The 24,610-nt window shown below is 69.9% G+C and carries 26 protein-coding genes and 2 pseudogenes; 13 read left to right on the top strand and 15 right to left on the bottom strand.

The window, feature by feature from the left end:
- Window positions 1-96 precede the first annotated feature (96 nt).
- From VJT49_RS11145 to VJT49_RS11155, 3 genes and pseudogenes are all read left to right on the top strand, one after another.
- Window positions 97-342, top strand: a pseudogene (locus VJT49_RS11145) (acyl-CoA thioesterase domain-containing protein); the annotation flags it as partial.
- A gap of 283 nt (window positions 343-625) precedes the next feature.
- Complete coding sequence (locus tag VJT49_RS11150; RefSeq protein WP_324164681.1) at window positions 626-1,555, top strand: ParA family protein; 930 nt, start codon at window positions 626-628, stop codon at window positions 1,553-1,555.
- A gap of 144 nt (window positions 1,556-1,699) precedes the next feature.
- Window positions 1,700-2,521 (top strand): putative protein N(5)-glutamine methyltransferase, encoded by an 822-nt coding sequence (locus tag VJT49_RS11155; RefSeq protein WP_324164682.1) that lies wholly within the window; start codon window positions 1,700-1,702, stop codon window positions 2,519-2,521.
- 91 nt (window positions 2,522-2,612) lie between these two features.
- Here VJT49_RS11155 and hisG read toward each other — a convergent pair whose 3' ends face one another.
- The 4 genes from hisG to metH all read right to left on the bottom strand — a co-directional run bounded on the left by hisG (window position 2,613) and on the right by metH (window position 8,221).
- Window positions 2,613-3,455: an ATP phosphoribosyltransferase gene (gene hisG, locus VJT49_RS11160; protein WP_324164683.1), complete on the bottom strand. Its 843-nt coding sequence runs from the start codon at window positions 3,453-3,455 to the stop codon at window positions 2,613-2,615.
- A 26-nt stretch (window positions 3,456-3,481) separates the two neighbouring features.
- A complete protein-coding gene (locus VJT49_RS11165) occupies window positions 3,482-3,745 on the bottom strand; it encodes a phosphoribosyl-ATP diphosphatase (RefSeq protein WP_324164684.1) in 264 nt (87 codons plus the stop codon).
- A gap of 85 nt (window positions 3,746-3,830) precedes the next feature.
- Window positions 3,831-4,526, bottom strand: coding sequence for an HAD family phosphatase (locus VJT49_RS11170; RefSeq protein WP_324164685.1), 696 nt, complete (start codon window positions 4,524-4,526; stop codon window positions 3,831-3,833).
- A 146-nt stretch (window positions 4,527-4,672) separates the two neighbouring features.
- On the bottom strand, window positions 4,673-8,221 hold the full coding sequence (gene metH, locus VJT49_RS11175) for a methionine synthase (RefSeq protein ID WP_324164686.1): 3,549 nt from the start codon (window positions 8,219-8,221) through the stop codon (window positions 4,673-4,675).
- A 51-nt stretch (window positions 8,222-8,272) separates the two neighbouring features.
- Here metH and VJT49_RS11180 point away from each other — a divergent pair, with 51 nt between their 5' ends.
- On the top strand, window positions 8,273-9,151 hold the full coding sequence (locus VJT49_RS11180) for a PAC2 family protein (protein WP_414635908.1): 879 nt from the start codon (window positions 8,273-8,275) through the stop codon (window positions 9,149-9,151).
- A gap of 1 nt (window position 9,152) precedes the next feature.
- Here VJT49_RS11180 and VJT49_RS11185 read toward each other — a convergent pair whose 3' ends face one another.
- Window positions 9,153-9,977, bottom strand: coding sequence for a metallophosphoesterase (locus VJT49_RS11185; protein ID WP_324164687.1), 825 nt, complete (start codon window positions 9,975-9,977; stop codon window positions 9,153-9,155).
- Window positions 9,941-10,126, bottom strand: a complete 186-nt coding sequence (locus tag VJT49_RS11190) for a hypothetical protein (protein WP_324164688.1) — start codon at window positions 10,124-10,126, stop codon at window positions 9,941-9,943. The genes VJT49_RS11185 and VJT49_RS11190 overlap by 37 nt, the downstream gene beginning before the upstream one ends.
- 53 nt (window positions 10,127-10,179) lie before the next feature.
- Here VJT49_RS11190 and VJT49_RS11195 point away from each other — a divergent pair, with 53 nt between their 5' ends.
- Both VJT49_RS11195 and VJT49_RS11200 read left to right on the top strand, forming a co-directional pair.
- The gene (locus VJT49_RS11195; RefSeq protein WP_324164689.1) at window positions 10,180-10,353 is read left to right on the top strand and encodes a hypothetical protein; all 174 of its coding nucleotides are present in this window, start codon (window positions 10,180-10,182) and stop codon (window positions 10,351-10,353) included.
- A gap of 265 nt (window positions 10,354-10,618) precedes the next feature.
- A pseudogene (locus VJT49_RS11200) lies at window positions 10,619-12,213 on the top strand (ABC-F family ATP-binding cassette domain-containing protein).
- Between the two features lie 11 nt (window positions 12,214-12,224).
- Here VJT49_RS11200 and mshC read toward each other — a convergent pair.
- Window positions 12,225-13,466 (bottom strand): cysteine--1-D-myo-inosityl 2-amino-2-deoxy-alpha-D-glucopyranoside ligase, encoded by a 1,242-nt coding sequence (gene mshC / locus VJT49_RS11205; protein ID WP_324164690.1) that lies wholly within the window; start codon window positions 13,464-13,466, stop codon window positions 12,225-12,227.
- Between the two features lie 57 nt (window positions 13,467-13,523).
- Entirely contained in the window at window positions 13,524-14,231 is a 708-nt protein-coding gene (locus tag VJT49_RS11210) for a GH25 family lysozyme (protein ID WP_324164691.1), read from the bottom strand.
- 225 nt (window positions 14,232-14,456) lie between these two features.
- Between VJT49_RS11210 and VJT49_RS11215 the strand changes: the two genes are divergently transcribed.
- Window positions 14,457-14,828, top strand: coding sequence for a hypothetical protein (locus tag VJT49_RS11215; protein ID WP_324164692.1), 372 nt, complete (start codon window positions 14,457-14,459; stop codon window positions 14,826-14,828).
- A 235-nt stretch (window positions 14,829-15,063) separates the two neighbouring features.
- Here the strand turns inward: VJT49_RS11215 and VJT49_RS11220 are convergent, their stop codons facing one another.
- The 3 genes from VJT49_RS11220 to VJT49_RS11230 form a co-directional block, all read right to left on the bottom strand.
- Window positions 15,064-15,309, bottom strand: a complete 246-nt coding sequence (locus VJT49_RS11220; RefSeq protein WP_324164693.1) for a hypothetical protein — start codon at window positions 15,307-15,309, stop codon at window positions 15,064-15,066.
- A gap of 352 nt (window positions 15,310-15,661) precedes the next feature.
- On the bottom strand, window positions 15,662-16,201 hold the full coding sequence (locus VJT49_RS11225; protein WP_324164694.1) for a hypothetical protein: 540 nt from the start codon (window positions 16,199-16,201) through the stop codon (window positions 15,662-15,664).
- A gap of 27 nt (window positions 16,202-16,228) precedes the next feature.
- Window positions 16,229-16,807: a hypothetical protein gene (locus tag VJT49_RS11230; RefSeq protein ID WP_324164695.1), complete on the bottom strand. Its 579-nt coding sequence runs from the start codon at window positions 16,805-16,807 to the stop codon at window positions 16,229-16,231.
- 887 nt (window positions 16,808-17,694) lie between these two features.
- On the opposite strand from VJT49_RS11230, the gene VJT49_RS11235 reads away from it, so the two are divergent.
- The 5 genes from VJT49_RS11235 to VJT49_RS11255 all read left to right on the top strand — a co-directional run bounded on the left by VJT49_RS11235 (window position 17,695) and on the right by VJT49_RS11255 (window position 20,919).
- Window positions 17,695-18,105, top strand: coding sequence for a roadblock/LC7 domain-containing protein (locus VJT49_RS11235; RefSeq protein WP_324164733.1), 411 nt, complete (start codon window positions 17,695-17,697; stop codon window positions 18,103-18,105).
- Between the two features lie 61 nt (window positions 18,106-18,166).
- Window positions 18,167-18,553, top strand: a complete 387-nt coding sequence (locus VJT49_RS11240) for a DUF742 domain-containing protein (RefSeq protein WP_324164696.1) — start codon at window positions 18,167-18,169, stop codon at window positions 18,551-18,553.
- Entirely contained in the window at window positions 18,534-19,151 is a 618-nt protein-coding gene (locus tag VJT49_RS11245; protein WP_324164697.1) for an ATP/GTP-binding protein, read from the top strand. The genes VJT49_RS11240 and VJT49_RS11245 overlap by 20 nt, the downstream gene beginning before the upstream one ends.
- The gene (locus VJT49_RS11250) at window positions 19,148-20,431 is read left to right on the top strand and encodes a cytochrome P450 (RefSeq protein ID WP_324164698.1); all 1,284 of its coding nucleotides are present in this window, start codon (window positions 19,148-19,150) and stop codon (window positions 20,429-20,431) included. Before VJT49_RS11245 ends, VJT49_RS11250 begins: the two co-directional genes overlap by 4 nt.
- A gap of 116 nt (window positions 20,432-20,547) precedes the next feature.
- The gene (locus VJT49_RS11255; protein ID WP_324164699.1) at window positions 20,548-20,919 is read left to right on the top strand and encodes an STAS domain-containing protein; all 372 of its coding nucleotides are present in this window, start codon (window positions 20,548-20,550) and stop codon (window positions 20,917-20,919) included.
- An 8-nt stretch (window positions 20,920-20,927) separates the two neighbouring features.
- On the opposite strand, the gene VJT49_RS11260 is transcribed toward VJT49_RS11255, so the two are convergent.
- The 3 genes from VJT49_RS11260 to VJT49_RS11270 form a co-directional block, all read right to left on the bottom strand.
- Window positions 20,928-21,695 (bottom strand): STAS domain-containing protein, encoded by a 768-nt coding sequence (locus VJT49_RS11260; RefSeq protein WP_324164700.1) that lies wholly within the window; start codon window positions 21,693-21,695, stop codon window positions 20,928-20,930.
- Window positions 21,696-21,791: 96 nt separating this feature from the next.
- A complete protein-coding gene (locus VJT49_RS11265) occupies window positions 21,792-21,959 on the bottom strand; it encodes a hypothetical protein (protein ID WP_324164701.1) in 168 nt (55 codons plus the stop codon).
- A 204-nt stretch (window positions 21,960-22,163) separates the two neighbouring features.
- A complete protein-coding gene (locus VJT49_RS11270; protein ID WP_324164702.1) occupies window positions 22,164-22,604 on the bottom strand; it encodes a hypothetical protein in 441 nt (146 codons plus the stop codon).
- Between the two features lie 300 nt (window positions 22,605-22,904).
- Here VJT49_RS11270 and VJT49_RS11275 point away from each other — a divergent pair, with 300 nt between their 5' ends.
- Window positions 22,905-23,516: a hypothetical protein gene (locus tag VJT49_RS11275; protein ID WP_324164703.1), complete on the top strand. Its 612-nt coding sequence runs from the start codon at window positions 22,905-22,907 to the stop codon at window positions 23,514-23,516.
- Between the two features lie 102 nt (window positions 23,517-23,618).
- Here VJT49_RS11275 and galE read toward each other — a convergent pair whose 3' ends face one another.
- Window positions 23,619-24,602, bottom strand: coding sequence for a UDP-glucose 4-epimerase GalE (gene galE, locus VJT49_RS11280; protein ID WP_324164704.1), 984 nt, complete (start codon window positions 24,600-24,602; stop codon window positions 23,619-23,621).
- Between the last annotated feature and the right edge of the window lie 8 nt (window positions 24,603-24,610).

Genomic DNA, 24,610 nt, shown 5'->3' on the forward strand with positions numbered 1-24,610 from the left:
GCGGCCAGGTGGCGGACCCCGTGCCTCCCGCTCGAGCAGCGCCCTGGCGACACGATCGCGGTCGCACGCGGACTCGCGGACCGAGAGGCCCTGACGATGGGTGAAAGCGCTTTCTATCTGCCGCGAGGCGAAGGCCGGTTTCTCGCCACCCCGCACACCGCCAGGCCGTGGCGCCCGGACGCGCAGCATTTCGGCCCGCCGTCGGCCTTGCTGGTCCGCCCGCTGGAGGAGCTGCCGTCGGAGCGGGAGACCCGGCTGGCCAGGATGACCGTCGAAATCCTCGGCCCGGCCCCGGTCGCCGAAATGTCGGTGTACGCGAAGGGCGAACGGCCGGGCCGGTCGGGACCTCCTCCACTCGCCCGCGGGCGAGTGGATCGGCCTCGAGGCGGACACCATCATCGGCCCGCCCGGCGTGGGGTCGCCCGCGGCACACTTCGCGACCTCCGCGGTCCGGTCGCCCTCGGTACGCAGGCATTACTCGTCCGTACCCGTCCGTGCCCACCAACCAGGGAATTGACAACGGGCGAACGACATGAGCGGACACACCCGGACACACCCACTGCCTCCCACTTTCGTGGCCCGAATCCACTAACCTTTCCCCAACGACGATCCTGGGAGCGCTTGAGTGCAGATCACCTCGGTGGTCAACCAGAAAGGCGGCGTCGGCAAGACCGCGCTGAGTGTCGGCGCTGCCGCCGCGCTCGCGGAACGTGGATGCCGGGTGCTGCTCATCGACCTCGACCCGCAGGGACATGCCACGACCGAGATGCTCGGGCTCCCCGAGGCGTCGCCGCAGGCGCCCAACCTGGCCCGCGCCCTCACCAAGCTGTGGAAGGGCCCGGTCGAGGACCTGGTGGTGCCGCACACGCGCAGCAACATCGGGCCTGACGGCGCCTTCGACGTCATCCCCACCTCGCCCGGCATGTTCGACCTGATCCGCCGCCTGGACACGTTCCGGGTGCCGGGCTGGCAGCTGGCCCGGGTGATCCAGTTCGCCAACTACGACCACGTGATCATCGACTGCCCGCCCGCGCTCGACGTGCTCACCAACAACGCGCTGGCCGCCACGCACGGCATTCTCGTGCCGGTCCAGCCGGACCGGACCAGCATCCGGGCGCTGCGGCTGCTCAACGACCAGCTCGTCTACGTGCAGGAGGCGGTCAACCGCTCGCCGATCCCCTACTACGGGGTCGTGCCCGGCCTCTACCGCAGGCCGATGTCCACCTACGCGTCCTCGGCGCTCAACGAGCTGCAGGGGTTCGGCTATCCGCTGCTGTCGCACATTCCGCTGGGCGTGGTGATGAACGAGGCCGCCGCGCACGGCGTGCCGGTGACCACGTTCGCGCCGGAGACCACACAGGCGGCGGCCTTCCGGAAGATCGCCGAGATCCTCGACACCTACCGCCGGGAGCAGCCCGCCCCGAACCCGTTGCCGGTCGCGGACGAGTTCGTCTTCGAGGACTTCATCACCGAGGTCGCCCGCACCCGCAGCGCCAACGACAGCGGCGCCCGCAAAGGGCTTTATGATCTCCTGCCCAAGCGGCCGCGCGGCTGAATGCGATAAAGTTGGCGCGGTCCGTACGCGAACGAAGGAGGTGAGACCCATTCACGCCAGGTCAGGCCGGGTGCTCTCACCTCGAGCCCGCGCGTAGGAAACGCCGGGGAGAGCCCCGTGGGCATCTCTCGAAAGGCGCTTCCCATGTCTGTTTCCCCTTCCCTCGACCCGCTCGTGACCCGGCTCCGTGCCGTCGGTTGTGTCTTCGCCGAGGACGAAGCCCGGCTGCTCGTCGCGGGGGCACGCACGCCGGCCGAACTCGACGCCATGGTGGCGATGCGGGTCGCCGGGCTGCCCCTGGAACACGTGCTGGGCTGGGCCGAGTTCTGCGGCCTGCGGATCGCGGTGGATCCGGGGGTCTTCGTACCCCGCCGCCGCACCGAGTTCCTTGTCCGTCAAGCGGTTTCCCTGGCGAGCCCGGGAGTCGTCGTGCTCGACCTGTGCTGCGGCTCGGGCGCGCTCGGCCTCGCCGTGGCGTCGGCGCTGGGCGAGGTCGAGTTGCACGCCACCGACATCGACCCGGTCGCGGTGCGGTGCGCCGTCCGCAACATCGCCGCCGTGGGCGGGCGGGCCTATGTCGGTGATGTGTACCAGTCGTTGCCCACCACACTCCTCGGGCGTGTCGACCTCCTGCTCGCCAACGCGCCGTACGTACCCTCCGGAAAGGTCGCGCTGATGCCTCCCGAGGCCCGCGAGCATGAACCGCGCGTGGCCCTCGATGGGGGCTCGGACGGTCTCGAGGTGTTGCGACGGGTCGCCGCCGAGGCTCCTCGGTGGCTGGCCTCCGGCGGGCACCTGCTGGTCGAGACCGGTGAACGGCAGGCACCGCGGATCGTCGACATCTTCGCGGTGGCGGGGCTCGTGCCCCGGGTGGCCCGTTGCGACGAGCCGGAAGCCACCGTCGTCATCGGGACGCGGCCCTGGGAAGCGACCACGAGCCGGCCTGGACCACCAGCAGTGCCGTGAAGCGCGAGTTGCCGAGCACCCGCCGGCCACCGGACGGCCGAGGTTCCCCGCGTTGGCGTAGCAGGACGCGGAGACGACGCCGGTCAGGGAGTCACAGGCGGCAGGACCGGATGTCGGAGGCGAGCACGGCCTTCGCACCGGCCTCGGCCAGCTCGTCCATGATGCGGTTGACGTCCTTGCGCGGCACCATGGCGCGCACGGCCACCCAGTCCGGATCGGCCAGCGGGGCCACCGTCGGCGACTCGACGCCAGGGGTGATCGCGACGGCCTTGTCGAGCAGGCCGCGCGGGCAGTCGTAGTCGAGCATCATGTACTGCTGTGCGAACACCACACCCTGAAGACGGGCGGTGAGCTGCGACTTCGCCTTCGACGGGGCGCTTCCCGCCCCCTTTACGAGCACCGCCTCCGACACGCAGATCGGGTCGCCGAACGGGACGAGGTTGTGCTGCCGCAGCGACCGGCCGGTCTCGACCACGTCGGCGATGGCGTCGGCGACGCCGAGCTGGACGGAGATCTCCACCGCCCCGTCGAGCCGGATGACCTCGGCCTCCACCCCGTGCCCGGCGAGGTTTTCCCGGACCAGGTTCGGAAACGACGTGGCGACCCGCTTGCCCTGCAGGTCGGCGGGCTTCCAGTCCTGGCCGGCCGGCGCCGCGTACCGGAAGGTGGAGGCGCCGAAGCCCAGCGGGAGGGTCTCCTCGACGGCCGCGCCCGAGTCGACCGCCAGGTCGCGGCCGGTGATGCCGAGGTCGAGTTCGCCCGATCCGACATAGATCGGGATGTCCTTGGGCCGCAGGAAGAAGAACTCCACGTCGTTGACATGATCGAATACGGTCAGGTCGCGGTCATGGCGCCCCCGGTAGCCCGCTTCACCGAGCATCTCCGCCGCCGGCTCCGCCAGCGCTCCCTTGTTCGGCACCGCGACCCGCAGCATCCGCCTTCACTCCGTTCCCTGATCCGCTAGAGATAGCGATAGATGTCCTCTGTGGTCAGCCCGCGGCCGAGCATGAGTACCTGCACCCGGTAGAGCAGCTGAGAGATCTCTTCGGCCAGGCGCTCGTCCGACTCGTGCTCGGCCGCGATCCACACCTCGCCCGCTTCTTCGAGCACCTTCTTGCCCTGCGCGTGCACGCCGGCTTCGAGTGCGGCGACGGTGCCCGACCCGGTGGGCCGGGTCCGCGCTCGCTCGGTCAGCTCGGCGAACAGCTCGTCGAAGGTCTTCACGATCTGTAGATCCTCGCATCCGCCCGGCGGGCGCGAGGATCCGCCCCGGACCGCCTGGCGCGGGCTATGAGCCTCACCACAAGGCTCAGTCGCCCGCGAAGAGTTCCGCGAGCGTTTCGACGTCGACGCCGACCAGCGACACGCGGAAGAATCGGCGCTCGCCGGGATCGACCGGGACGTCGTTGGGGATGACGAGCACCGTGCAGCCCGCCGCCACGGCCGACTCGGTGCCCGGTTTCGAGTCCTCCACGGCGACGCACCGTGCCGCGTCCGCGCCGAGCAGCCGAGCGGCGCGCAGGTAGGGCTCCGGATGCGGCTTGTTCAGCCCGTCCACCTCGTCACCGCACACCGTCGCGTCGAAGAACTCCCGCCCGATGGTGTCGAGCGCGAGCTCCGTGAGCGCCCTCTCGGTCGAGGTGACGAGCGCCGACGGAAGCCCGCTCGCGCGCACGGCCGCGAGGGCCTCCCGGGCGCCGGGACGCCAGGGCAGCGCGTCGCCGAACAGCGTGGCCGTGCGGTTCCGGATCCACTCCCCCGTGTCCGCGATCGCTCCCGGTGACGGCGTCCGGCCCGCCACGCCGAGGAGATACCGCGCGGTGGCCGTCATGTTGGATCCGACCAGTGTCAGCCGCTGCTGTTCGGTGAGCGTGCCCCCGAGCCATTCGGCCGCCTCGTAGAGCGCTATGTCCCACAGCTTCTCCGAGTCGACCAGCGTGCCGTCCATGTCCCAGAGCACGGCGGCGGGAACGCCCGAGCCGGCCCTGACGGACGGTTCAGTCAACGTGTCTCCTCTGTGTTGTGCGGGACACCCGCACCCGGTCGGGCCGCACGATCAGGGCTCCGCCATTGTCGATCACGCGCCCCTCCATGTCATGCGGGACACCCGCACCCGGTGCTCTGCGGGACACCCGCACCCGGGTGGGTTGGTCAGGTGTTGAAGTATTTGGCTTCGGGGTGGTGGCAGACGATGGCGTCGGTGGACTGTTCGGGGTGGAGCTGGAACTCCTCGGAGAGCTTGACGCCGATGCGTTCGGGTTCGAGCAGGTCGACGATCTTGGCGCGGTCTTCGAGGTTGGGGCAGGCGCCGTAGCCGAGGGAGAAGCGGGCGCCGCGGTAGCCGAGTTTGAAGAACTCCTCGATGGCGGCCGGGTCCTCGTCGGCGACCGCGGTGCCGGTGGCGAAGTGGAGTTCCTGGCGGACACGGCGGTGCCAGTATTCGGCGAGTGCCTCGGTGAGCTGGACGCCGAGGCCGTGGACCTCGAGGTAGTCGCGGTAGGCGTCGGCGGCGAACAGCTCGTTCGCGTATTCGGCGATGGGCTCGCCCATGGTGACCAACGTGAGCGGGAGCACGTCCACCTCGCCCGCCTCCCGGGGGCGGTAGAAGTCGGCCAGGCACAGGTGCCGGTCGCGGTGCTGGCGGGGGAAGGTGAACCGGCAACGTTCCGGCGCGTCCGGGCGGGGCTCGGTGAGCACCACGAGGTCGTCGCCCTCGGCCACGGCGGGGAAGTAGCCGTAGACGACCGCGGCATGGGCGAGGATCCCGTCGGTGGCCAGTTTGTCCAGCCAGTAGCGCAGCCGGGGGCGGCCCTCGGTCTCGACGAGTTCTTCGTAGGTGGGTCCCTGGCCTCCCTTGCTGCCGCGCAGGCCCCACTGACCGAGGAAGGTGGCGCGTTCGTCGAGGTAGGCGGCGTAGTCGGCGACCGGGATGCCCTTGACCACGCGGGTTCCCCAGAACGGCGGGGTGGGCAGCGGCACGTCGGTGGCCACATCCGAGCGGGCCGGGATCACCTCGGGTTCCCGGGCGGCCTCACGGGCCGCGGCGATCCGCAGGGACCGTTCACGGCGGGCTTTCCGCTCCGCACGCTTGGCCTCCTCGGCGGGATCGGCGGCGGGGGCGTGGCCGCGGTTGACGGCCATGATGCCGTCCATGAGGCGCAGGCCCTCGAAGGCGTCCCGGGCGTAGCGGACCTGGCCGTGGTAGATCTCGGTGAGGTCGTTCTCCACGTAGGTCCGGGTCAACGCCGCCCCGCCGAGCAGCACCGGCCAGCGGCCGGCGACCCCGCGGGAGTTCATCTCCTCCAGGTTCTCCTTCATGATCACGGTGGATTTCACCAGCAGTCCGGACATGCCGATGGCGTCGGCCCGATGCTCCTCGGCGGCGTCCAGGATCGCGGTGATGGGCTGTTTGATGCCGAGGTTGACCACCTCGTACCCGTTGTTCGACAGGATGATGTCGACCAGGTTCTTGCCGATGTCGTGCACATCCCCCTTCACCGTGGCCAGCACGATCCGCCCCTTGTGCTGCGGACGTCCTTGGCTGTCCTCTTCGATGTGCGGCTCCAGGTAGGCCACCGCGGCCTTCATCACCTCCGCCGACTGCAGCACGAACGGCAACTGCATCTGCCCGGACCCGAACAACTCCCCCACGGTCTTCATCCCGGACAGCAGGGTGTCGTTGATGATCTCCAACGGGGGCCTGGACCGCATGGCCTCGTCCAGGTCGGCCTCCAGGCCGGCGCGTTCGCCGTCCACGATCCGCCGCTCCAGCCGCTCGAACAGCGGTAACGCGGCCAGCTCCTCCGCCCGCGACTCCCGCCGCGACGCCGCCGAGACGCCCTCGAACAGTTGCATCAACCGCTGCAGCGGGTCGTAGCCCTCCCCGCGGCGGTCGTAGATCAGGTCGAGGGCGACCTGTCGCTGCTCGTCGGGGATCCGCGCCATCGGCAGGATCTTCGAGGCATGCACGATCGCGGTGTCCAGCCCCGCCTGCACACACTCGTGCAGGAACACGCTGTTGAGCACCTGCCGCGCGGCGGCGTTCAGCCCGAAGGACACGTTGGAGACGCCGAGAGTGGTCTGCACCTCCGGGTAGCAGCGCTTCAACTCGCGGATGGCGTCGATGGTTTCCAGGCCGTCGCGGCGGGTTTCCTCCTGCCCGGTGCTGATCGGGAACGTCAGGCAGTCCACGATGATGTCCCCCACCCGCATGCCCCAGTTGCCGGTGAGGTCCTCGATCAACCGCGTGGCGACCCGCACCTTCCACTCCGCGGTACGAGCCTGGCCCTGCTCGTCGATACACAGCGCCACGACCGCCGCGCCGTGCTCGGCCACCAGCCGCATCACCTTCTGGAAGCGGGAATCGGGGCCATCACCGTCCTCGTAGTTCACGCTGTTGACCACGCACCGGCCGCCCAACCGCTCCAGCCCCGCCTGCACCACCGCGGGCTCGGTGGAGTCCAGCATGATCGGCAGCGTCGACGCCGTCGCGAGCCGGCCCGCCAACTCGGCCATGTCCGCCGCGCCGTCCCGGCCCACGTAGTCCACGCACAGGTCGAGCAGATGCGCGCCGTCGCGGGTCTGCTCCCGCGCGATCTCCACGCAGTCCTCGTACCGGCCCGCCACCATGGCCTCGCGGAACTTCTTCGACCCGTTGGCGTTGGTGCGCTCACCCACCATCAACACGCTGGCGTCCTGCCGGAACGGCACCGCCTGATACAACGACGACACCCCCGCCTCCAGGCGTGGCTCGCGCGGGGGCCGCGCCACCCCGGCCACCGCCGCGGCCAACTGGCGGATGTGCTCCCCCGTGGTGCCGCAACACCCACCCACCAGCCCGACCCCGAACTCGGCCACGAAACCCGACAGCGCCTCCGCCAGCCCCTCCGGGGACAGCGGATACACCGCCCCGTCCGGACCCAGTTCGGGCAGCCCGGCGTTGGGCATCACCGACAACGGCACCCGCGCCGACCGCGACAACGTGCGCAGGTGTTCGCGCATCTCCGCCGGGCCCGTCGCGCAGTTCAACCCGATCACGTCGATGCCGAGGGGTTCCAGCGCCACCAGCGCGGCACCCACCTCCGTGCCCAGCAGCATCGTGCCGGTGGTCTCCACCGTGATCGACGCGATCACCGGCACCCGCCTGCCTTCGGCCGCCATCGCCAGGTGCGCCGCCACGATCGCCGCCTTCGCCTGCAGGATGTCCTGCGCGGTCTCGACGACGACCGCGTCGACCCCGCCGGCCAGCAGACCACGCACCTGGCGGAGATAGGCGTCCCGCAGGGCGGCGTAGGGCGCGTGCCCCAGCGTGGGCAGCTTGGTGCCCGGACCGACCGAACCCAGCACGAACCGGGGCCGCTCCCGGGTGGCGAACTCGTCGGCCGACTCCCGCGCCAGTCGCGCCGCCGCCTCCGCGAGCTCGAAGATCCGGTCCTCGATCCCGTACTCCGCCAGATTCGCCAGGTTCGCACCAAACGAATTGGTCTCCACCGCGTCCGCCCCGGCGGCCAGATACGCCCGGTGAATCCCGCGCACCACATCCGGCCGGGTCACGTTCAGGATCTCGTTGCACCCCTCCAGGCCGCAAAAATCATCCAACGACAGGTCATGCGCCTGCAACGCGGTACCCATCGCCCCATCAGCGATGACCACGCGAGAACCAAGCGCGTCCAGCAGCGGCGAAGAGAGCTGTTCCGGCATGTCACCCAGGCTACGGTCTCGGTACCCGGGTTCGGGTCGTAGGCTGGTCGAGTGAGCGACCCAGCCGACGCGACGCAGCTGCCCGATGACACCCGCCCGGTCATGGTGGTGGCCTTCGAGGGATGGAACGACGCAGGTGACGCGGCCAGTACGGCGGTTGAGCACCTTCAGTTGAGCTGGGATGCGAAACCACTGGCCGAACTGGCCCCCGACGACTACTACGACTTCCAGGTGAGCCGTCCGACCGTCCGCCTGGTGGACGGGGTGACCCGGCGGGTCGAGTGGCCGACCACGCGGCTGTCCGTGTGCCGCCCGCCCGGCTACGACCGGGACGTCGTACTGGTGCAGGGCCCGGAACCGAACATGCGGTGGCGGGCCTTCTGCCAGGAGTTGATCGAGCACATGGAGCAGTTCGAGGTGTCCACCGTCGTCACGCTCGGTGCGCTGCTGGCCGACACGGCGCACACGCGGCCGGTGCCGGTGACCGGGACGGCCTATGACGCCGAGGCCGCCGCGCGGTTCGGCCTGGAACGCAGCCGGTACCAGGGGCCGACCGGGATCGTCGGGATCCTGCAGGACTTCTGCGTGCAGGCCGGCATCCCGGCGATCTCCGTCTGGGCCGCGGTGCCGCACTACGTCTCCCACCCGCCGTCACCCAAGGCCACGCTGGCGCTGTTGCACAAGCTCGAGGACGTGCTCGACGTCGAGATCCCGCTGGGCGCGCTGCCCGAGCAGGCCGAGGAGTGGCAGCGCACCGTCAGCGAGATGGCGGAGGAGGACGAGGAGATCAGCGAGTACGTGCGGTCCCTCGAAGAGCGCGGGGACGCCGAGGTCCAGATCTCGCTCGAGGAATCCAGCGGGGACAAGATCGCCGCCGAGTTCGAGCGTTACCTCCGGCGCCGCCGGCCCGGTCAGGAGGGACCGAGCTGAGTCAGAGGATCTTGCGCGCCGGCACCGGGCCGCGGGCGCGCTTGCCCCACTCGCGGGGGTAGCCCAGCGAGACCTCCTCGAAGCGGACGCCGTCGGCCTGGGTCGTGCGCGGGATGTGCAGGTGCCCGAACACCGCCGCCTCCGCGCGGTAGCGCACGTGCCAGTCGGCGGTCTGTGTGGTGCCGCACCACAGCGCGAACTCCGGCCAGTACAGCGGCGCTGTCGGGTGCCGGTGCAGAGGCCAGTGCGACAGCAGGATGGTGCCGTGGTCCTCCGGGATCGCGTCGAGCCGTTCCCCGGTGACCTTCAGCCGCCGCGCGCACCATTCCTGCCGGCTCGGATACGGGTCCGGGTGCAGGAAGTACTCGTCGGTGCACACCACGCCCGCCTCGCGTGCCTGCCCCAGCGCCTCCTCCAGCGAGACGTACTCGGCCTGCGGCGTGCGCCAGCTGTAGTCGTAGAGCAGGAACATCGGCGCGATCGTGAGCGGGCGGTCACCGTGCTCCCAGACCGGGAACTCGTCCTCGGGCGTGAGTACGCCGATCTCCCGGCACCGCTCGACCAGATGGCGGTAGCGGGCCTCACCGCGCAACTGGACCTCGTCCCGGCTCGTCGTCCACAGGTCGTGGTTGCCGGGCACCCACACCACCTTGGCGAACCGCTCCCCCAACATGGCCAGCGTGTCGACGATCGCCTGGGCCCGCTCGGCGACGTCCCCGGCGACCAGCAGCCAGTCGTCCGGGGACTCCGGCCTGATCGTCTCCACGATCGGGGCATTGCCTTCGTGGGTCACATGGAGGTCGCTGGTGGCGAAGAGACTGGGCACTCCTCCACCGTAGCCACTGGCCGCGGCAGCCCGAACAGCACGATCAGTCCCGCGATCACGGCGAAGGCCGCCTGGACGTTCAGGAGCACGGCCGGGCCGGTCAGGGCCGCCAGCGCACCGGCCCCCAGCGTGCCGGCGACCTGGAACAACGTGGTTTCCGGCGAACAGGCTCGCCAGCGCTCGCCCGGTCTTCTCCGGCGGGGTGGCGAGCTGGACCACGGACATCAGGCCCGCACTGAGGATCGCGGCGGGCGCGCCGATCACGACGAACAGCACGAGATACGCCCCGAACGACGTCGTGACGTACACGGCGTTCCAGATGATCGCCGCGACCCGGCGACCACGGTCACCGCCGTGGATGCCGCCGATCCGGTGACCGCACCGGATGCGCCGGCGCGCGCATCAGCTCGGTGTCCCGGACGCGCCTCCGCGGCGGCAGCTCGGCCATGTCCTCACCCCCAAGTCCGAAAGAACCCGTTCGAAAGAACTCTTCGAGGCTCTGGGTGGCTGTCAAGGGAAAAGGATTTGACGGCCGCGCACGGCAGTCGGGTAGGGTGGCCGCATCATGAAGAACTGACATCCCGTCCCGCCCGCGCCCGAGGCTTGCGCCCGGCGGGCTCCCTTTCTCTTCGGGGATGTTCATGTCTTCCTTGCGCGCACAGGATGTCGTCTTCTCTTACGGCGACCGGGTCGTCTTCGACGGGCTCTCACTGACGGCCGGGCACGGTCAGCGGCTCGGGCTCGTCGGCGAGAACGGCGCCGGAAAGTCCACCCTGCTGCGGTTGCTCGCCGGACTGGCGCAACCACGGGCCGGGACACGGTCCACAGTGGACCCGAAGTCGGTTTCCTGGACCAGGAACTGCCGTACCCCGGCACGGCACGCTTCCAGCAAGTGATCGACGACGCGCTCGCCGAGATCCGCGCGACCGCCGAGCGGCTTGACCGGCTCGCGGAGCGGCTCGCCGAAGATCCCGATGCGCTGGCCGAGTACGGGCACGCCCTGGAATGGGCGCAAGCGCACGAACTGTGGGACGCCGACCGTCGCGCCCGGTTGGTGTGTGACGGCCTAGGGCTGGGCGGGATCGCGTCCAGCCGGACGCTCGACACGCTTTCCGGTGGGCAGCGCTCCCGGCTGGGCCTCGCGGCGCTGCTGATCCGGCGACCGCGGACGCTGCTGCTCGACGAGCCGACCAACCATCTCGACGACGCGGCCATGGAGTTTCTGGAGAAACACCTGTCGTCCTGGCGCGGGATCGTGGTGCTGTCCTCCCACGACCGGGTGTTCCTCGACGTGGTCTGCACCGACGTCGTCGACCTCGATCCAGCACTCGGTGGCCCGACCCGCTACGGCGGCGCCTACACCGCCTATCTGGCGGAGAAACGCGCCGAGCGGGCACGCTGGGAGCAGCGCTTCAACGAGGAACAGGCCGAGCTCAAACGGCTGCGGGAATCCGTTGCGGTGACCGCCCGCAGCGTCGCGCACGACCGGGCGGCCCGGGACAACGACAAGTTCATCTACAGCTTCAAGGGCGCGCGCGTGCAGAAGCAGATCGCACGGCGTGTCCGTGACGCGCGGCAACGGCTCGACGAGCTGACCCGGGACCAGGTGCCCAAACCGCCCGCGCCGCTGCGGTTCGCCGGCGAGCTGACCGCCCCGGCCGTCGAGGACGGCCCCGCGTTGTCCGCCCGGGACATCGACGTACCCGGAAGGCTCCACATTGGACAGCTCGACGTGAACCCTTCTACGCGGCTTCTGGTCGCGGGCGGCAACGGCGCCGGGAAGTCCACTTTGCTCACCGTGCTGGCCGGGCGGCTCGAACCGACGGACGGCGTGGTGCGCCGGCGTCGCGGCGTTCGGGTCGGCCTGCTCGAGCAGGACGTGACCCTGGCCGAGGAGGACAAATCGCCGCGTCGGCTCTACGCCGAGGCCGCCGGCCCCGATTCGGTGCCCCTCCCCCAACTCGGCCTGCTTCCCGCGCGTGATCTGGACCGCCCGGCCGGCCGGCTCTCGGCCGGCCAGCGCAGGCGGCTCGCACTGGCGATCCTCGTCGCGCGGCCACCGCAGGTGCTGCTGCTGGACGAGCCCACCAACCACCTGTCCCTCAGCCTCGCCGAAGAACTCTTCGACGCCCTGAACACGGCCCCGGGCGCGGTCGTCGTGGCCTCACACGATCGCTGGCTTCGCCGGGAATGGCAGGGTGAGACCCTGTGTCTCGACCAGGGCCGAGCCATATAGCTCGTTATACATTACTGAAGGACGATACCGAGCAGGGCGTCGACGGCCGAGCGGATGAGGGCGGGCGCGGCGGGATCGGTGCCGTCCCGGCGGAGCGCGTCGGCCACCCAGGCGTCCAGCGCGGCGAGTGCCCGGGGGGTGTCGAGGTCGTCGGCCAGGTGTTCACGGAGGCGCACCACGGTCGGCTCCGCCGCGGGACCGGCCGGCAGTGACGCCGCCTCCTGCCAGCGGGAAAGCCGCGCCTCGGCCTCGCTCAGCAGGGCGGCCGTCCAGGCACGGTCCGTGCGGTAGTGCCCGGAGAACAGGGCGAGCCGGATCGTGCTGGGGTCGACGCCGTCGGCCCGAAGCCGGGACACGAACACCAGGTTGCCGCGCGACTTCGACATCTTTTCGCCGTCGAGCCCGATCATCCCGGCGTGCACGTAGTGCCGCGCGAACGGGTGGACTCCGGTCTGTGCCTCCGCGTGGGCCGCGCTGAACTCGTGGTGCGGGAAGATCAGGTCCGACCCGCCGCCCTGCACGTCGAAGGTCATGCCCAGTCGGTTGACCGCGATCGCGCTGCACTCGATGTGCCAGCCGGGGCGGCCCGGGCCGAGTTCGGATTCCCAGGACGGTTCCCCCGGCCGGGCGCACCGCCACAGCAGCGCGTCCAGCGGGTCGTGCTTGCCGGGCCGGTCCGGATCACCACCCCGCTCGGCGAAGAGCCGGGCCATGGTCTCGTGGTCGTAGTTCGACTCGTAGCCGAACTTGCCCGTCACGGTGTGATCGAAGTAGATGTCCGCGTACTCGGGGTCCTCCGCCCGGTACGCGGCGCCGTCGGCCAGGAGTTTCGCGATCACCTCGACGATCTCCGGAATGCTCTCCACGGCGCCGACGAAGTGCCGCGGCGGCAGTACCCGCAGCGCCTCCATGTCCTCGCGGAACAGCGCCGTCTCCCGCAGGCCCAGCACGATCCAGTCGTCCTGGTCCCGCTCGGCGCGCTCCAGCAGCGGCTCGTCGATGTCGGTCACGTTCTGCACGTAGTGCACGTCGATCCCGGCATCCAGCCACGCGCGGTGCACCAGGTCGAACGCCAGGTAAGTCGCCGCGTGGCCCAGATGGGTGGCGTCGTAGGGTGTGATGCCGCAGACGTACATCCGCGCGGTCCGGCCAGGTGCGGTGGGGCGGAGCCGTCCGGTGGCGGTGTCGTACAGGCGCAGCGGGGGCGGCGTGCCGGGCACGCGGGGCAGGGTGACCGATGACCAAGTGCGCATACCCTCCACCCTAAGCGGCGGATCGCCAAAACATCCCGCCAGGTGGGAACCGCCGGGTCAGGACACGGTCAGCCGCTTCAGTTGCGCGAAGCTGCCGAAGAACGAGTTCTGGTCGCCCGGCAGCGGACCGGTGACGCCCGACTGCCAGAAGGAAGCGGTCCAGCCACCGGGGATGTCCCCGATCCGCGCGTTGTACCTGGCCAGCCAGAGCACGTGGTTCGCCGCGAACGCCCCGCTGTTGCCGGTGCAGGCCTTCCACCACCGGGTGGACGTGTAGATGATCGGCCGGTGCCCGGTGCGGCGCTTGAGCTCGGTGCTGAAGTCGCTGATCCAGTCCACCATGGCGGGCACGGAGAGCCCGTAGCAGGGCGCGGCGCCACGGGCGTCCTCGAGATCGAGAGTGGGCGGCAGGGTCATGCCGTCGGCGAACCATTTGCCGTTGTGCGAATGCAAAAATGCCGCCTGAGCCGCACCGCCGGACTTGTCCGGCCGCGCGAAATGGTAGGCACCACGCAGCAAACCGGCGGTCTTCACGGCACGGAACTGCTGAAGGAATCTCGGGTTCACGTAGCCGACGCCACCCGTGTCCTGGACGAACACGAACCGTGCGCCCCGCGCCCTGGCGGCGGCGAAGTCCGGAATTCCCTGCCAGTAACTGATGTCGAAGCCGGCGACGACCGGCGAGGCTTCGGCGCTGGGCAGCACACCGAAAACCGAGCTGGTCACCAATACGATCACCACGAGGACCTGCCGCAAGACCGTCATATTTCCCGACGCTAGATCACCCCCGCCCGGCCGGCTTTGCCCTCACCGGACATCCGACCGTTCGGGCGACCCCGGAACGGGTCATCCACTTTGGACATCAACGATCTTTCTGGAAACCCCTTCGCCGCACCGCTATCTCGGCCACACCACGCTCTCGCGCGTCCGAGCCCGCCGTTCCAGTGCGAAGTCGGTTGCGTCTGGTCAAGACCGGTGAAGGGCGGGCACGTGTTGATCATGTGGTGGTTGTGGAAGCCCGTGATCTCGCGGAGAGCTGCGCCTGCTGTTGCTTCGTTAGTTGGGGATGACCACTGCCCTGTCCCGGCTGCCTGGGTCACCGAGGGTGGTGAGAAGTCGCGCGATACACTCCGCACACCGAAGCGCGAGCAGGTTGGTCGCCTGGTCGAACAGCGCCGAACCGGCTACGTGCTGACCGTGACGGAAAACCAGCCCACGCTGTTCGCCCACCTGGACACACTGCCCCGGCCCCTTTGCGGCCCGCACTCATGGGCAAACCTCGGCCCTGGTCGGGTGCGAGCCGTCCACCTCGAGCCGATCGGCGACGAAATCAATTTTCTGCGCCCGCACGCGCTTTCCTGATCGAGCACTCCGGCGACCACACCACCACCGGGAAACACCGGGTTGTCGCCGCTCTCGGGATCACCAGCCCCGCCCGCGCGCACGAGACTTCGACCGACCTCCACACCTCCATGGAATCCACGTACTGTATGAGCAACAACGACAATTTCACGCGAATCCAGAGTTCCAATGTGGACCAGCCGGGCGAACGGTATGTTCGATCGCAAAAATTCACGTTTCCTCTCTTTGTTCGGAATTATGAAGGAATGACTGAATCGTCCGCCGAAGAGCAGCCCGACGATGTCCCGTCCGCCCCCACTTCCTCGCGTGCCGAGGTTTTGCTGTCGTTGATTGGGGAGATGCGGTGTGAGATGAATCGGCGACAGACAGCGAGCGGGGTCTTCTTGCGACCGTCGACGGGGATGGCGACCAAGCCATGGCCGAAGTGACCGGCGGCGACCGACCCGAACAACACGGCGATCATGCGGCCGTGGGCGATCAACTCGGCACCTGCCCGGTATCGCTGGTGATCGGCCCGCCGCCTGGCGGCTCCACGGTCCCACGTCGAAGGAGTTGGCCGGTCGAACCGGTCAGGCGCACTCATGCGCGCGCGGCCAGTCGGTGGGCACGCGGCCAGTCGGTGGGCGCGTCAGCACCGCCAGCTCACACTCGGTGGGGCAACTCCTGCGCTGTGCCGGGGACGGAGATTTCGTGGCCGCCACAAGAAGTTCCGCGGCAGCACACCTGTCCGTGGTTCGACGTTCCCCATCCGGAAACCAGGTCGAGTTCCGGGTGATGGGCGGTGATGGGCGTCGTCCGCTACCAGGACGAGCAGGTGGCCTGGCACTGGGCCGTCACCGACCATCCGCGGCACCGCCCGCTCCGGTAGCGGTGGATCGGTTTTGTCCGCGCAATTCGACTTGCGCGCCGGGGACCAGCTCGGAAAACAGCGAGCGGTATTCCCGCAACGCCAGCCTCAGTTGCTCGGTCTGCGAGCCGTCGCCGTTCAGGCGGTCGGTGAGCGCCGCCTGCCGCTGAGTGATCTTGCTGGTCAACGTCTCGACCACGCGGTCGATCAGTGCGTCGGCCTCGCGCACCGCGCCTTCCGGATCGTCGACGAACCCGGCCTGAACCGCGCGCCACTCGTTCTCGTACCGTTCGACGTCGTCCGAGGCGAGCAGTTCGATATCCTTTTTGGACTCGCCGCCGGACTCTACGCCGGGCTCGGCCCCCGAGTCGGCGCCGGATTCGATGCCGGACTCGGTATCGGACTCCGTGCCCTGGTGCGGCGTTTCGTCGCCGGGCGGCAGTTCTGGCGTGCGCCCGGCTGTCTCCTCGGAAGTCGTGTCGTCGTGCCGCAGGTTCCGCTGAGCGTCGGATTCGATACTGGTCATGACGATATCCCCTTTGGATGCGAGTGGTCAGGAGCGGGCGCCGGACATCGAGCCGGCCTTGTGGCCCGACACCGCGTCGAAGACGACCCGGTAGTCGAGCAGCGCGCGGCGAAGTTCGTCGGTTTCGTCCGCGGACTCGGCCACCTGGCCGTCGCCACTGTCCCCGTCGGCCAGCACTCTGTGCGCCCGGCGGTACGGTTCCGCCGCGTCCGGATGGTCCACCGACAGGTCCGCCGCCTGCTGCTCGAACTCCCGCCTGGGGTAGCCGACCTCGGCCAGCAGGTCGGTGACGAGGCGATCCGCCTCGGCGACGGCCTCGGCGGGCGCGTCGACGAACTGTTCCTGCACCCGTGACCAACGTTCGGTGTAGACCACACGCGAATCCTCCGACAGTGGCCGGATTTCCAGGTCGGCGTGGCGGCGTTCGCGCTCGAGCAGTTCGCGCTCGGCGGCACGCCGGTCGTCGGTGGTGTGGAGCACGCGGTCGTATTCCGGCCCGAACCGGTTGCGGAGCCGCCGCCTGCGCACCTGCATGGCCAGCACGGCCGCGGCCACGCCGATCACCACGACCGCCACAAGGACGACGATGATCGCACTAGTGGACATTGGACACCTCCAGGTGACTCGTCCCCTTACCGGGGGCGGAGTTCCCCGGCGCCCACCGGCGAAACGCACCTCCGGCGTAACTGCCCACCCCGGCGGTACTCCCGTTCGGCCGGATGGCCCAACGCGTTGACCCGCCCGACCGTTCCGCGGCCTTGTCGCACCTGGTAGAACCTGTTCGCGAAAGGTCCGCCCGGCACCGGAGGCAGAACATGAAAGACTTTGTTGCAGTGGCACGATTGGTCGCGCATTTCGCAACTTCCTCCTGACGGCGGCCGGAGGTCGCGGCTAGGATCACCTTTCCGCCGGCGGCGCCGGCTTCCGGATGGAGGCAAGGAGCGGGAACAGAGCAGGATCATTCGGCTCCGCACGACCAGGCCACCGACCTCGACGAGGACCTACCAATGTCAGTACCCGCAACCAGCCCCGGTCCGCCCGGCCGCTCGCCGCTCACCCAGGCCGGACGCGGGCCGGATCTCGCTGGCCTGGTTCGGCGGGGTCGCGGTGGTCCTGCTGGCGGTCGCGGTCCACACCACGGTGTCGCACGCCGGGCACGGGCCCGCCTCAACGCGCCGACCACGGACATCGACAAGCTGCTGCCCGCGCTGGCGAACCGCCTGCGCGAAGGCGCGCCGGCGGAGGCCGCACTGGCCCCCGGGCCTGCCGACGGCGGGTACCGGTACGTCATGGAGACCCTGGCGCACGAGATCAGCCGGAGCGGGCGGATGCGCGCGGCCGCCGGACAGACCCCCCGCCCTGGCCCCGGTACCCGGTTCGGCGCCTCCCGGCAGGCCGGCCGGGCCGGACACCGCTCCCCCGGACCACGACGCCTGACACGACGGATTGGAGGCAAGGACCTGCCCGGGCGCCGGGCGGATCCCGCGATCGGAATGAACGCCATGAACCACGATCTCCAGTGGCTGCTGGAGAACCTGCTCACCAGGACGCCGCAAACCCGGCACGCCCTGGTGCTGTCGAGGGACGGCCTCAAGCTCTGCCACACCTCGAGCCTGACGCCGGACAAGGCCGACCAGCTGGCCGCCATCGCCTCGGGCATCCAGAGCCTGTCCTACGGCGCCTCCATGGAGTTCGGCGACGGGACCGGCGGGGTGCGCCAGAGCATGACCGAGTTCCACGGCGGCCTGCTGTTCATCGTGGCCGCGGGCGAAGGCGCCCACCTGGCCGTCGTCGCCGACGACGACGCCGACGTGGGGCTCATCGGCCACACCATGAACGAACTGGTCGAACAGCTCGGCGACTACCTGACCGCCGCGCCGCGCCAGCCGGCATCTCTGGCGTGAGCAGCTCCATGTCACGTCGCGGCGATCAAGGCAACGCGCGCGAATTCGCGGAGGAAACAGCATGACGCGGAAAAGCTTGGACGACGAGCGGCCGGACCGGCTCTACACCGTGACCGGCGGGCGGAGCAGGCCCAGCGAGGACACGCTGGACCTGGTCACGCTGATCGTGAGCCGGTCCGAGCCGGCGCCGGGCATGCAGTCCGAGCATGTCGAGATCCTGCGGATGTGCCGGCGGCCGATGGCGGTGGTCGAGATCTCGTCGTATCTGGGCCTGCCCGTGAGCGTGGTGAAGATCCTGCTGTGCGACCTGCTCGGCCAGGACCGGATCAGCGCGCGGCACCCGTCTTCGGCCCGTGGCGGAGGCCCGCGGCGGGCCTCCGGCCAGGCGACCGGCCGGCCCGACGCCACATTCCTGAAGAAGGTGCTCGTTGGACTCCAGAATCTCTGAAATCCCGGCGGGGCAGGACCGCACGCCGCTCCCGGGCACCGCGACGGACGCGGTGAAGATCGTCATCGTGGGCGGGTTCGGCGTCGGCAAGACCACCATGGTCTCCTCGGTCAGCGAGATCCGGCCGCTGTCCACCGAAGAGACCATGACCCAGGCCGGGATCGGCATCGACAACACCAGCGGTGTGGCCGGCAAGACCACCACCACCGTCGCCTTCGACTTCGGCCGGATCTCGCTCAGCGGCGAACTCGTGCTGTATCTGTTCGGCGCGCCCGGTCAGGAGCGGTTCTGGTTCCTGTGGGACCGGTTGTTCGCCGGCGCGCTCGGCGCGGTCGTGCTGATGGACACCCGGCGCGTGGTCGACTCGTGGTACGCGATCGACCGCCTCGAGCACCACGGCACACCGTTCGTCGTGGCGCGGAACAACTTTCCGGGCCCGGTCCACAGCCTGGGCGCCGTGCGCGACGCGCTCACCCTGTCCGAGGACGTCCCGCTCGTCGACTGTGACGCACGCGATCGCGAGTCGTCGAAGCAGGTTCTGATCGCCCTCGTCGACCACCTCCACGCCCTGTCCTCCGCCCGGGAAACCCGCTCATGACCAGCCCTCGCCACGGGTCCGAGACCACGGCGCGGATCGCCCGGCGGAAGCCGCCGGCGCTGTACGGCCCGCGCTTGGAGAACAACCCGGCGCAGGTGTACCACGACATGCGCGAGGAGTACGGCCCGGTGGCACCGGTGCTGCTCGAAGGCGACGTGCCCGCGTGGCTGGTGCTCGGCTACCGCGAGGCCCAGTACGTCACCGGCAACCCGCACCTGTTCGGCCGCCGGCACAGCTGGCACCTGGCCTCCGAGGACTGGTCGTTGCGGCCCTACGGGGTCGCGGCGAGCTCCTCGACCCACAGCGAAGGGGACCAGTACCGGCAGAAGTCCGCGGCCGTGCACGATGCCATCACCGCCATCACCGTCATCACCGCCATCGCCGCCATCGACCAGTTCGAACTGCGCGCGCACGTGGAGCGGATCGCCGACAGCCTGATCGACTCCTTCGCCGGACGCGGTAAGGCCGACCTGATCGCGCAGTACACCCACCGAATCCCCCTGCTGGTACTGGCCAAGCTGTTCGGGCTGCCCGACACCGAGGCTCCCGACCTGGTCCGTGACCTGGCCATCTCCGCCGCCGAAGGCCCCGAGGCGGTTCGGGCGAACGAACGGATCATGTCCAGGACGCAGCGGCTGGTCGCGGAGAAGAAGGAGCGACCGGGCCCCGACATGTCGTCGCGCATGCCGGCCCACCCGGAGGTGCCGTCCGACGAGACGGTCGCCACCGACCTGTGCATCACCATGAGCGCGGCCCAGCGGGCCACCTCGGACTGGATGGGCAACGCGCTGCGGCTGATGCTGGTCGACGAGCGGTTCGCGGTCAGCCTGTCGGGCGGGCGCCGCAGCGTGGGCCAGACGCTGAACGAGGTGCTGTGGGAAGAGACGCCGGTCCAGAACTTCGTGGGCCGGTGGGCCACCCAGGACACCCAGCTCGCCGGCCGGCGCATCCAGGCCGGGGACATGCTGGTACTCGGCCTGGCCGCGGCCAACACCGACCCGCTGGTGCGGCCGGTCTCCAGCCCGGACACCGCCGACACGGCTGCCGGCTCGGCGGGCAACCAGGCGTACATGTCGTTCAGCCACGGGGAGCACGGCTGCCCGCGCCCGGCCCAGGACGTGGCCGCGACCATCGCCCAGGGTGGCATCGAGGTGCTGCTCGACCGCCTGCCGGACGTCGACCTGGCGGTGCCGCCGGAGGCGCTGGTGTGGCGGCCGTCGATGTGGACGCGCGGGCTGACGTCACTCCCGGTGGAGTTCACTCCCGTCTACGTCACCTGACATTCGACCTGGTTACGGACGGGCCGGTTGGCAGTAGGCTGTAAGCGTGACGTGAGGCGCCCACGCGCACTGCCGGGTGCCTCGCCCATCGTCTTCCAGGCGGGATGGAGGCGAACGTGGTGCCCGAGCGACCGGTGCCGGTCTCGATTGTCGAGGCGCTGCTGCGGCTGCGGGTCCGGCGAGACGGTCCGGACACCACGGTGTCCGTGCACGGGGAGGTCGACCTGCTCACCGCGCCCCGGCTGCTCGCGGTGCTGACCGAGCAGCTCCACGCGGCGACCCTGCTGGTGGTCGACGTTTCCGAGGTGGACTTCTTCGGCGCCGCGGGACTGGACACGCTGGTGGAGATCGCACACCGGGCCGGGCAGCGGGATGTCTCCCTGCGGCTGGTCGCCGGCGCCCACGTGTGCCGCCTGCTCAGGCTGACCGGCCTGGACGAGACGCTGCGCATCCACGACGCGGTGATCGAAACCGCCGGACGCCGTTAGCCCGCGTTTCAAAGCACCTTCTGACGGGGCCGCCATGGCGGGAACTTCCGGAACCACTCCGGGCCGGCCGTGAGCACCGCCCACACGACCTTCCCGCCCCGCAGATCCGGCGAACAACCCCAGGCGCGGGCGAACTCGGCGACGAGCCGCAACCCGTATCCCACGGGCGTCCCCGACGGGCCTTGACAGAGCATGGCCTGCCTGGGGCTGCCGTCACGGACTGCCACCGTCAGCAGCCCGTTGCGGAGTTCGAGTTTCAGCTGCAGTGGCGTGCCCGCGTGCTTGAGCACGTTCTCGACCAGTTCCGAGACGACACAGAGGATTTCCTCGATCGGCAGGCCGACCCGCCATTCGGCACAGACCCGCCGGGCGAACCGGCGCGCCGGCGCGGAACTCCCCGCCGCAGGCGGGAAGTCGGCGGTGGCGCGGCGACGCGGCGCCAGGGTCCGGACCGAGCGGACGGCTTCGTCGACGGTGGCGAAGACCGGCACGAACCGGCTGAACGCACACCGGGTCAGCCACGCGTGCCGCGCCCCGTCCGCGGCGAGCACCACGATCGGCACCTCGGGCCAGTCACTGACCTTCGCCCGCGCCGCGGAGAACACCGTCAAGGCGTGCTCGGCGGCCACCTCGAGCTCGTCGATGTCCACCACCACCGCGCGCGGTTGCTCCAGCGCCAGCTTGACGAGCAGATCCCGCACTTCGAGGTAGCTGACCGAGTCGAGGCGCCCGGTCAACCTCAGGACGAGACATCCCGCTCGCTCGGTCTGTCTCACGTCGACCTGGGTCGAACCTTTCACCGGAAAACACTCCCCCGCTGTTCGTCGCCCGTTACGCGAGTGCTACCCAGGTCGCCGCCGGGTTATTCGGATTCATGACCACGGATCGGGCGAATCGTTCCTTTCCTCAGATGTCGTCCCGGCGATGTACCCGAAGGTCATGGCGTAGCCGTGCTCCCATGACGGCCGCGCCGCCGCATACCGCCCACGGATGCCCGAGCCGTCGGCCCGGAGCACCCTGGCGCGGGCATCGGTGACCATGCCACCCTTGTGCCCAGGTCACCGGGCATTGGACGGGTAGAACGGCGGCTTCCACAGCGCCGCCGGGCACGAGTCGGGCAGGATGGCCGGGCCGGTGTAGCAGTGGTCGTAAACGCTGTCGCCGCGGTGGAAGTCGACGTCGTCGACGCCCAGCGCGAAACCGTTGAACCTGGTGACGGTGTCCCGCGGGCCCGTTTTCGATGTTCAGGTCGGGCAGTGGCGTCTTCGGCCACACCGGGACACCGGTGGAGAGCAGTCCGGCGCGCAACCCGGCGGCCGGCGACGGGCCCATGGTAAGCGGCTTCTGGCCGGCCAGTGCGGCCGCGGTCCCGCGCGCCAGGCACGACATCCCCCGGGCAGTTCGGGGTAGTAGTCGCAGCCCTCCATCCAGCGGAATCGCAGCGAGCTGTGCCGCATGACGAAGGAAACGGCCGGAAACGCCTGCCGCCGGGCGGCCGGGACGGTGTTGCCGACGACGGCCGAGAGACAGGCGGCGGCCTTCCGCGGGGTGTCGGGAACTCCGGCGGCGAGAATCACCTCGCCGCACGGGATCCAGGTACCGGCACCCGATCGGGCCGCGGAACCACCGAACGTGGGCGCCTTTTCCACGACCACGGTGCGCAGTGAGAATGCGCTTTCAGGCATTGCACGGACTCCCCGGTTGCCGCGAAACTCCTGTGAGGTGACCAAGGGTCACTGAGGTCTTCCACGTCCTTGCCATCTCGCCAACGGTCCGGGGTACCCAGTTCCGGATTCTTACCGCGGATTTCGCAGCTTTCCCGGGTATTCGGTCCGGCCGCGTTTCGAAAAGCTGTTTTCTTTTCACGACCGCGGGGGGCGGGCGCGGCGGCTCCGGTGACCGGCCGCGGTGCACGGCGCCCGGGCACGGGGGGCGGTAGGTTTTCCTTGCTCGCCGAGCATGCGCCAGCCGAAGGGGACAATCGCATGAAGCTCTACGCCGACCGCCCGGCCCGCTACACGGCCCAGATCGTCAGCGATCTTTTCGCGATCATGGTCATCGCCGGTACGGTGTGGCTGGGCCTTACCGTGCACGACCAGGTGGTGCAGTTGCGCGCGCCCGGCGATGGGCTCGTGAACGCCGGATCGGGGCTGCGGAACACCTTCGACGCCGCCGCGGACCACGCGGACGACCTTCCCCTGATCGGCGGCGCGCTGGCCGGTGCGCTGCACAGCGGGTCCACCGCCGGGACCCAGCTCGCCGACGCCGGACGGTGGCAGATCGAGGCGGTGGAGAACCTCGCGTTGTGGATCGCCGTCGTCCTCATCGCCGTCCCGGTGATGTTCCTGCTGGTGACCTGGCTGCCGTTGCGGTGGCGCTTCGTGAGCAGGGCGACAGCCGCGGTCAGGCTGCGGGACCTGGGCGAAGCGGGCCAGGACCTGCTCGCCCTGCGCGCCCTGACGACGCAACGGCTGTCCCGCCTGGCCGGCGCCGGCGATGTCACCGCCGGCTGGCGTGACCGCGACCCGGCCGTCCTCGCCAGACTCGCCCGCTGGGAACTGGCCCGCCTCGGCCTCCGCACCCGCCCTTCCTCGTAACCCGCGAGTCCCCTCCCGAACACGCGCGAGTCCGGCTTTCGTGACGCGGCTGTTGCCCATTCACGACGCCCGAGTTCCCCGCTCGCGTGGTACGAGCCCTGGTCAAGGTCCACCCGGGAGCGGGGCGGCCGCGTGGACGGACCATGCCCGCCAAGCGCTGCCGACGATGTCGTCGAGGGCGTATCGGGCATGCCAGCGAAGCTCGGTTTCGATCTTCGCCGTGTCCGCCACGACCGTTGCCGGGTCTCCGGGGCGTGGCGGCGCGGGCTGGCAGGGGCAAGGACTTCCGGTGGCACGTTCGACCGCGCGGATGACCTCGAGCACGCTGGCGCCCTCGCCGCGGCCGACGTTGTACACCTCGCGCGGCATCGATTCTTCCAGGCGCCGCACGACGGTCGCATGAGCGTCGGCCAGGTCGAGGACGTGCACGTAATCACGCACGCAGGTCCCGTCCGGAGTCGGATACCCCAGCCCGAACACCGGCAACGGCCGGCCGCTGTCGACGGCGTTGAACGCGCGCGGGATCAGATTGTCGGCACCGTGGTCGGCAAGCGACGGGTACGCGGCCCCGCCGACATTGAAGTACCGCAACGACACCCAGGCCAGCCCGTAAGCGGTCGCGGCGTCACGCAGCATGTATTCACACATCAGTTTGCTGCGCCCGTAGGGTGACAGCGGCTGGGTCCGGGATCGCTCGTTCGCGATGCCTTCGGAGGTGATCCCGTAAACCGCGGCCGTCGACGAAAAAACGACACGCGGCACGTCAGCGCGGACGAGCGCGGAAAGCAGGCTGTGCATGCCGAGAACGTTGTGCTGGTAGTAGTCGAGGGGATGGGCGACCGAGTCGGCCACCGCCTTGTGCCCGGCCAGGTGGACCACCCCGGTGGCCCGGTGCGCGAGCAGCACGCTGGCCAGCAGATTGGTGTCCAAAACGGACCCGCGGTAGAGCGGCACGTCGTCCGGCAGCCGCACGATGTCGCCTGTGGACAGGTCGTCGAGGACGGCGACCTCGCGCCCGGCGCGCCGTAGCTCCCGGACGACATGGGCACCGATGTAGCCGGCGCCGCCGGTGATCAACCAGGTCATGGTTCCTC

The organism is Amycolatopsis sp. (assembly GCF_035276945.1).
Classification (GTDB): Bacteria; Actinomycetota; Actinomycetes; order Mycobacteriales; family Pseudonocardiaceae; genus Amycolatopsis_E.

Coding starts and splice junctions, on each gene's coding strand:
- galE (WP_324164704.1), bottom strand. CDS start 24,602: ATGACCTGGTTGATCACCGGCGGCGCCGGCTACATCGGTGCCCATGTC.
- VJT49_RS11210 (WP_324164691.1), bottom strand. CDS start 14,231: ATGACGGTCTTGCGGCAGGTCCTCGTGGTGATCGTATTGGTGACCAGC.
- VJT49_RS11230 (WP_324164695.1), bottom strand. CDS start 16,807: ATGTCCACTAGTGCGATCATCGTCGTCCTTGTGGCGGTCGTGGTGATC.
- VJT49_RS11240 (WP_324164696.1), top strand. CDS start 18,167: ATGACGCGGAAAAGCTTGGACGACGAGCGGCCGGACCGGCTCTACACC.
- VJT49_RS11270 (WP_324164702.1), bottom strand. CDS start 22,604: ATGCCTGAAAGCGCATTCTCACTGCGCACCGTGGTCGTGGAAAAGGCG.
- mshC (WP_324164690.1), bottom strand. CDS start 13,466: ATGCGCACTTGGTCATCGGTCACCCTGCCCCGCGTGCCCGGCACGCCG.
- VJT49_RS11265 (WP_324164701.1), bottom strand. CDS start 21,959: ATGGTCACCGATGCCCGCGCCAGGGTGCTCCGGGCCGACGGCTCGGGC.
- VJT49_RS11250 (WP_324164698.1), top strand. CDS start 19,148: ATGACCAGCCCTCGCCACGGGTCCGAGACCACGGCGCGGATCGCCCGG.
- VJT49_RS11275 (WP_324164703.1), top strand. CDS start 22,905: ATGAAGCTCTACGCCGACCGCCCGGCCCGCTACACGGCCCAGATCGTC.
- VJT49_RS11225 (WP_324164694.1), bottom strand. CDS start 16,201: ATGACCAGTATCGAATCCGACGCTCAGCGGAACCTGCGGCACGACGAC.
- metH (WP_324164686.1), bottom strand. CDS start 8,221: ATGCCGGAACAGCTCTCTTCGCCGCTGCTGGACGCGCTTGGTTCTCGC.
- VJT49_RS11155 (WP_324164682.1), top strand. CDS start 1,700: ATGTCTGTTTCCCCTTCCCTCGACCCGCTCGTGACCCGGCTCCGTGCC.
- hisG (WP_324164683.1), bottom strand. CDS start 3,455: ATGCTGCGGGTCGCGGTGCCGAACAAGGGAGCGCTGGCGGAGCCGGCG.
- VJT49_RS11235 (WP_324164733.1), top strand. CDS start 17,695: ATGAACGCCATGAACCACGATCTCCAGTGGCTGCTGGAGAACCTGCTC.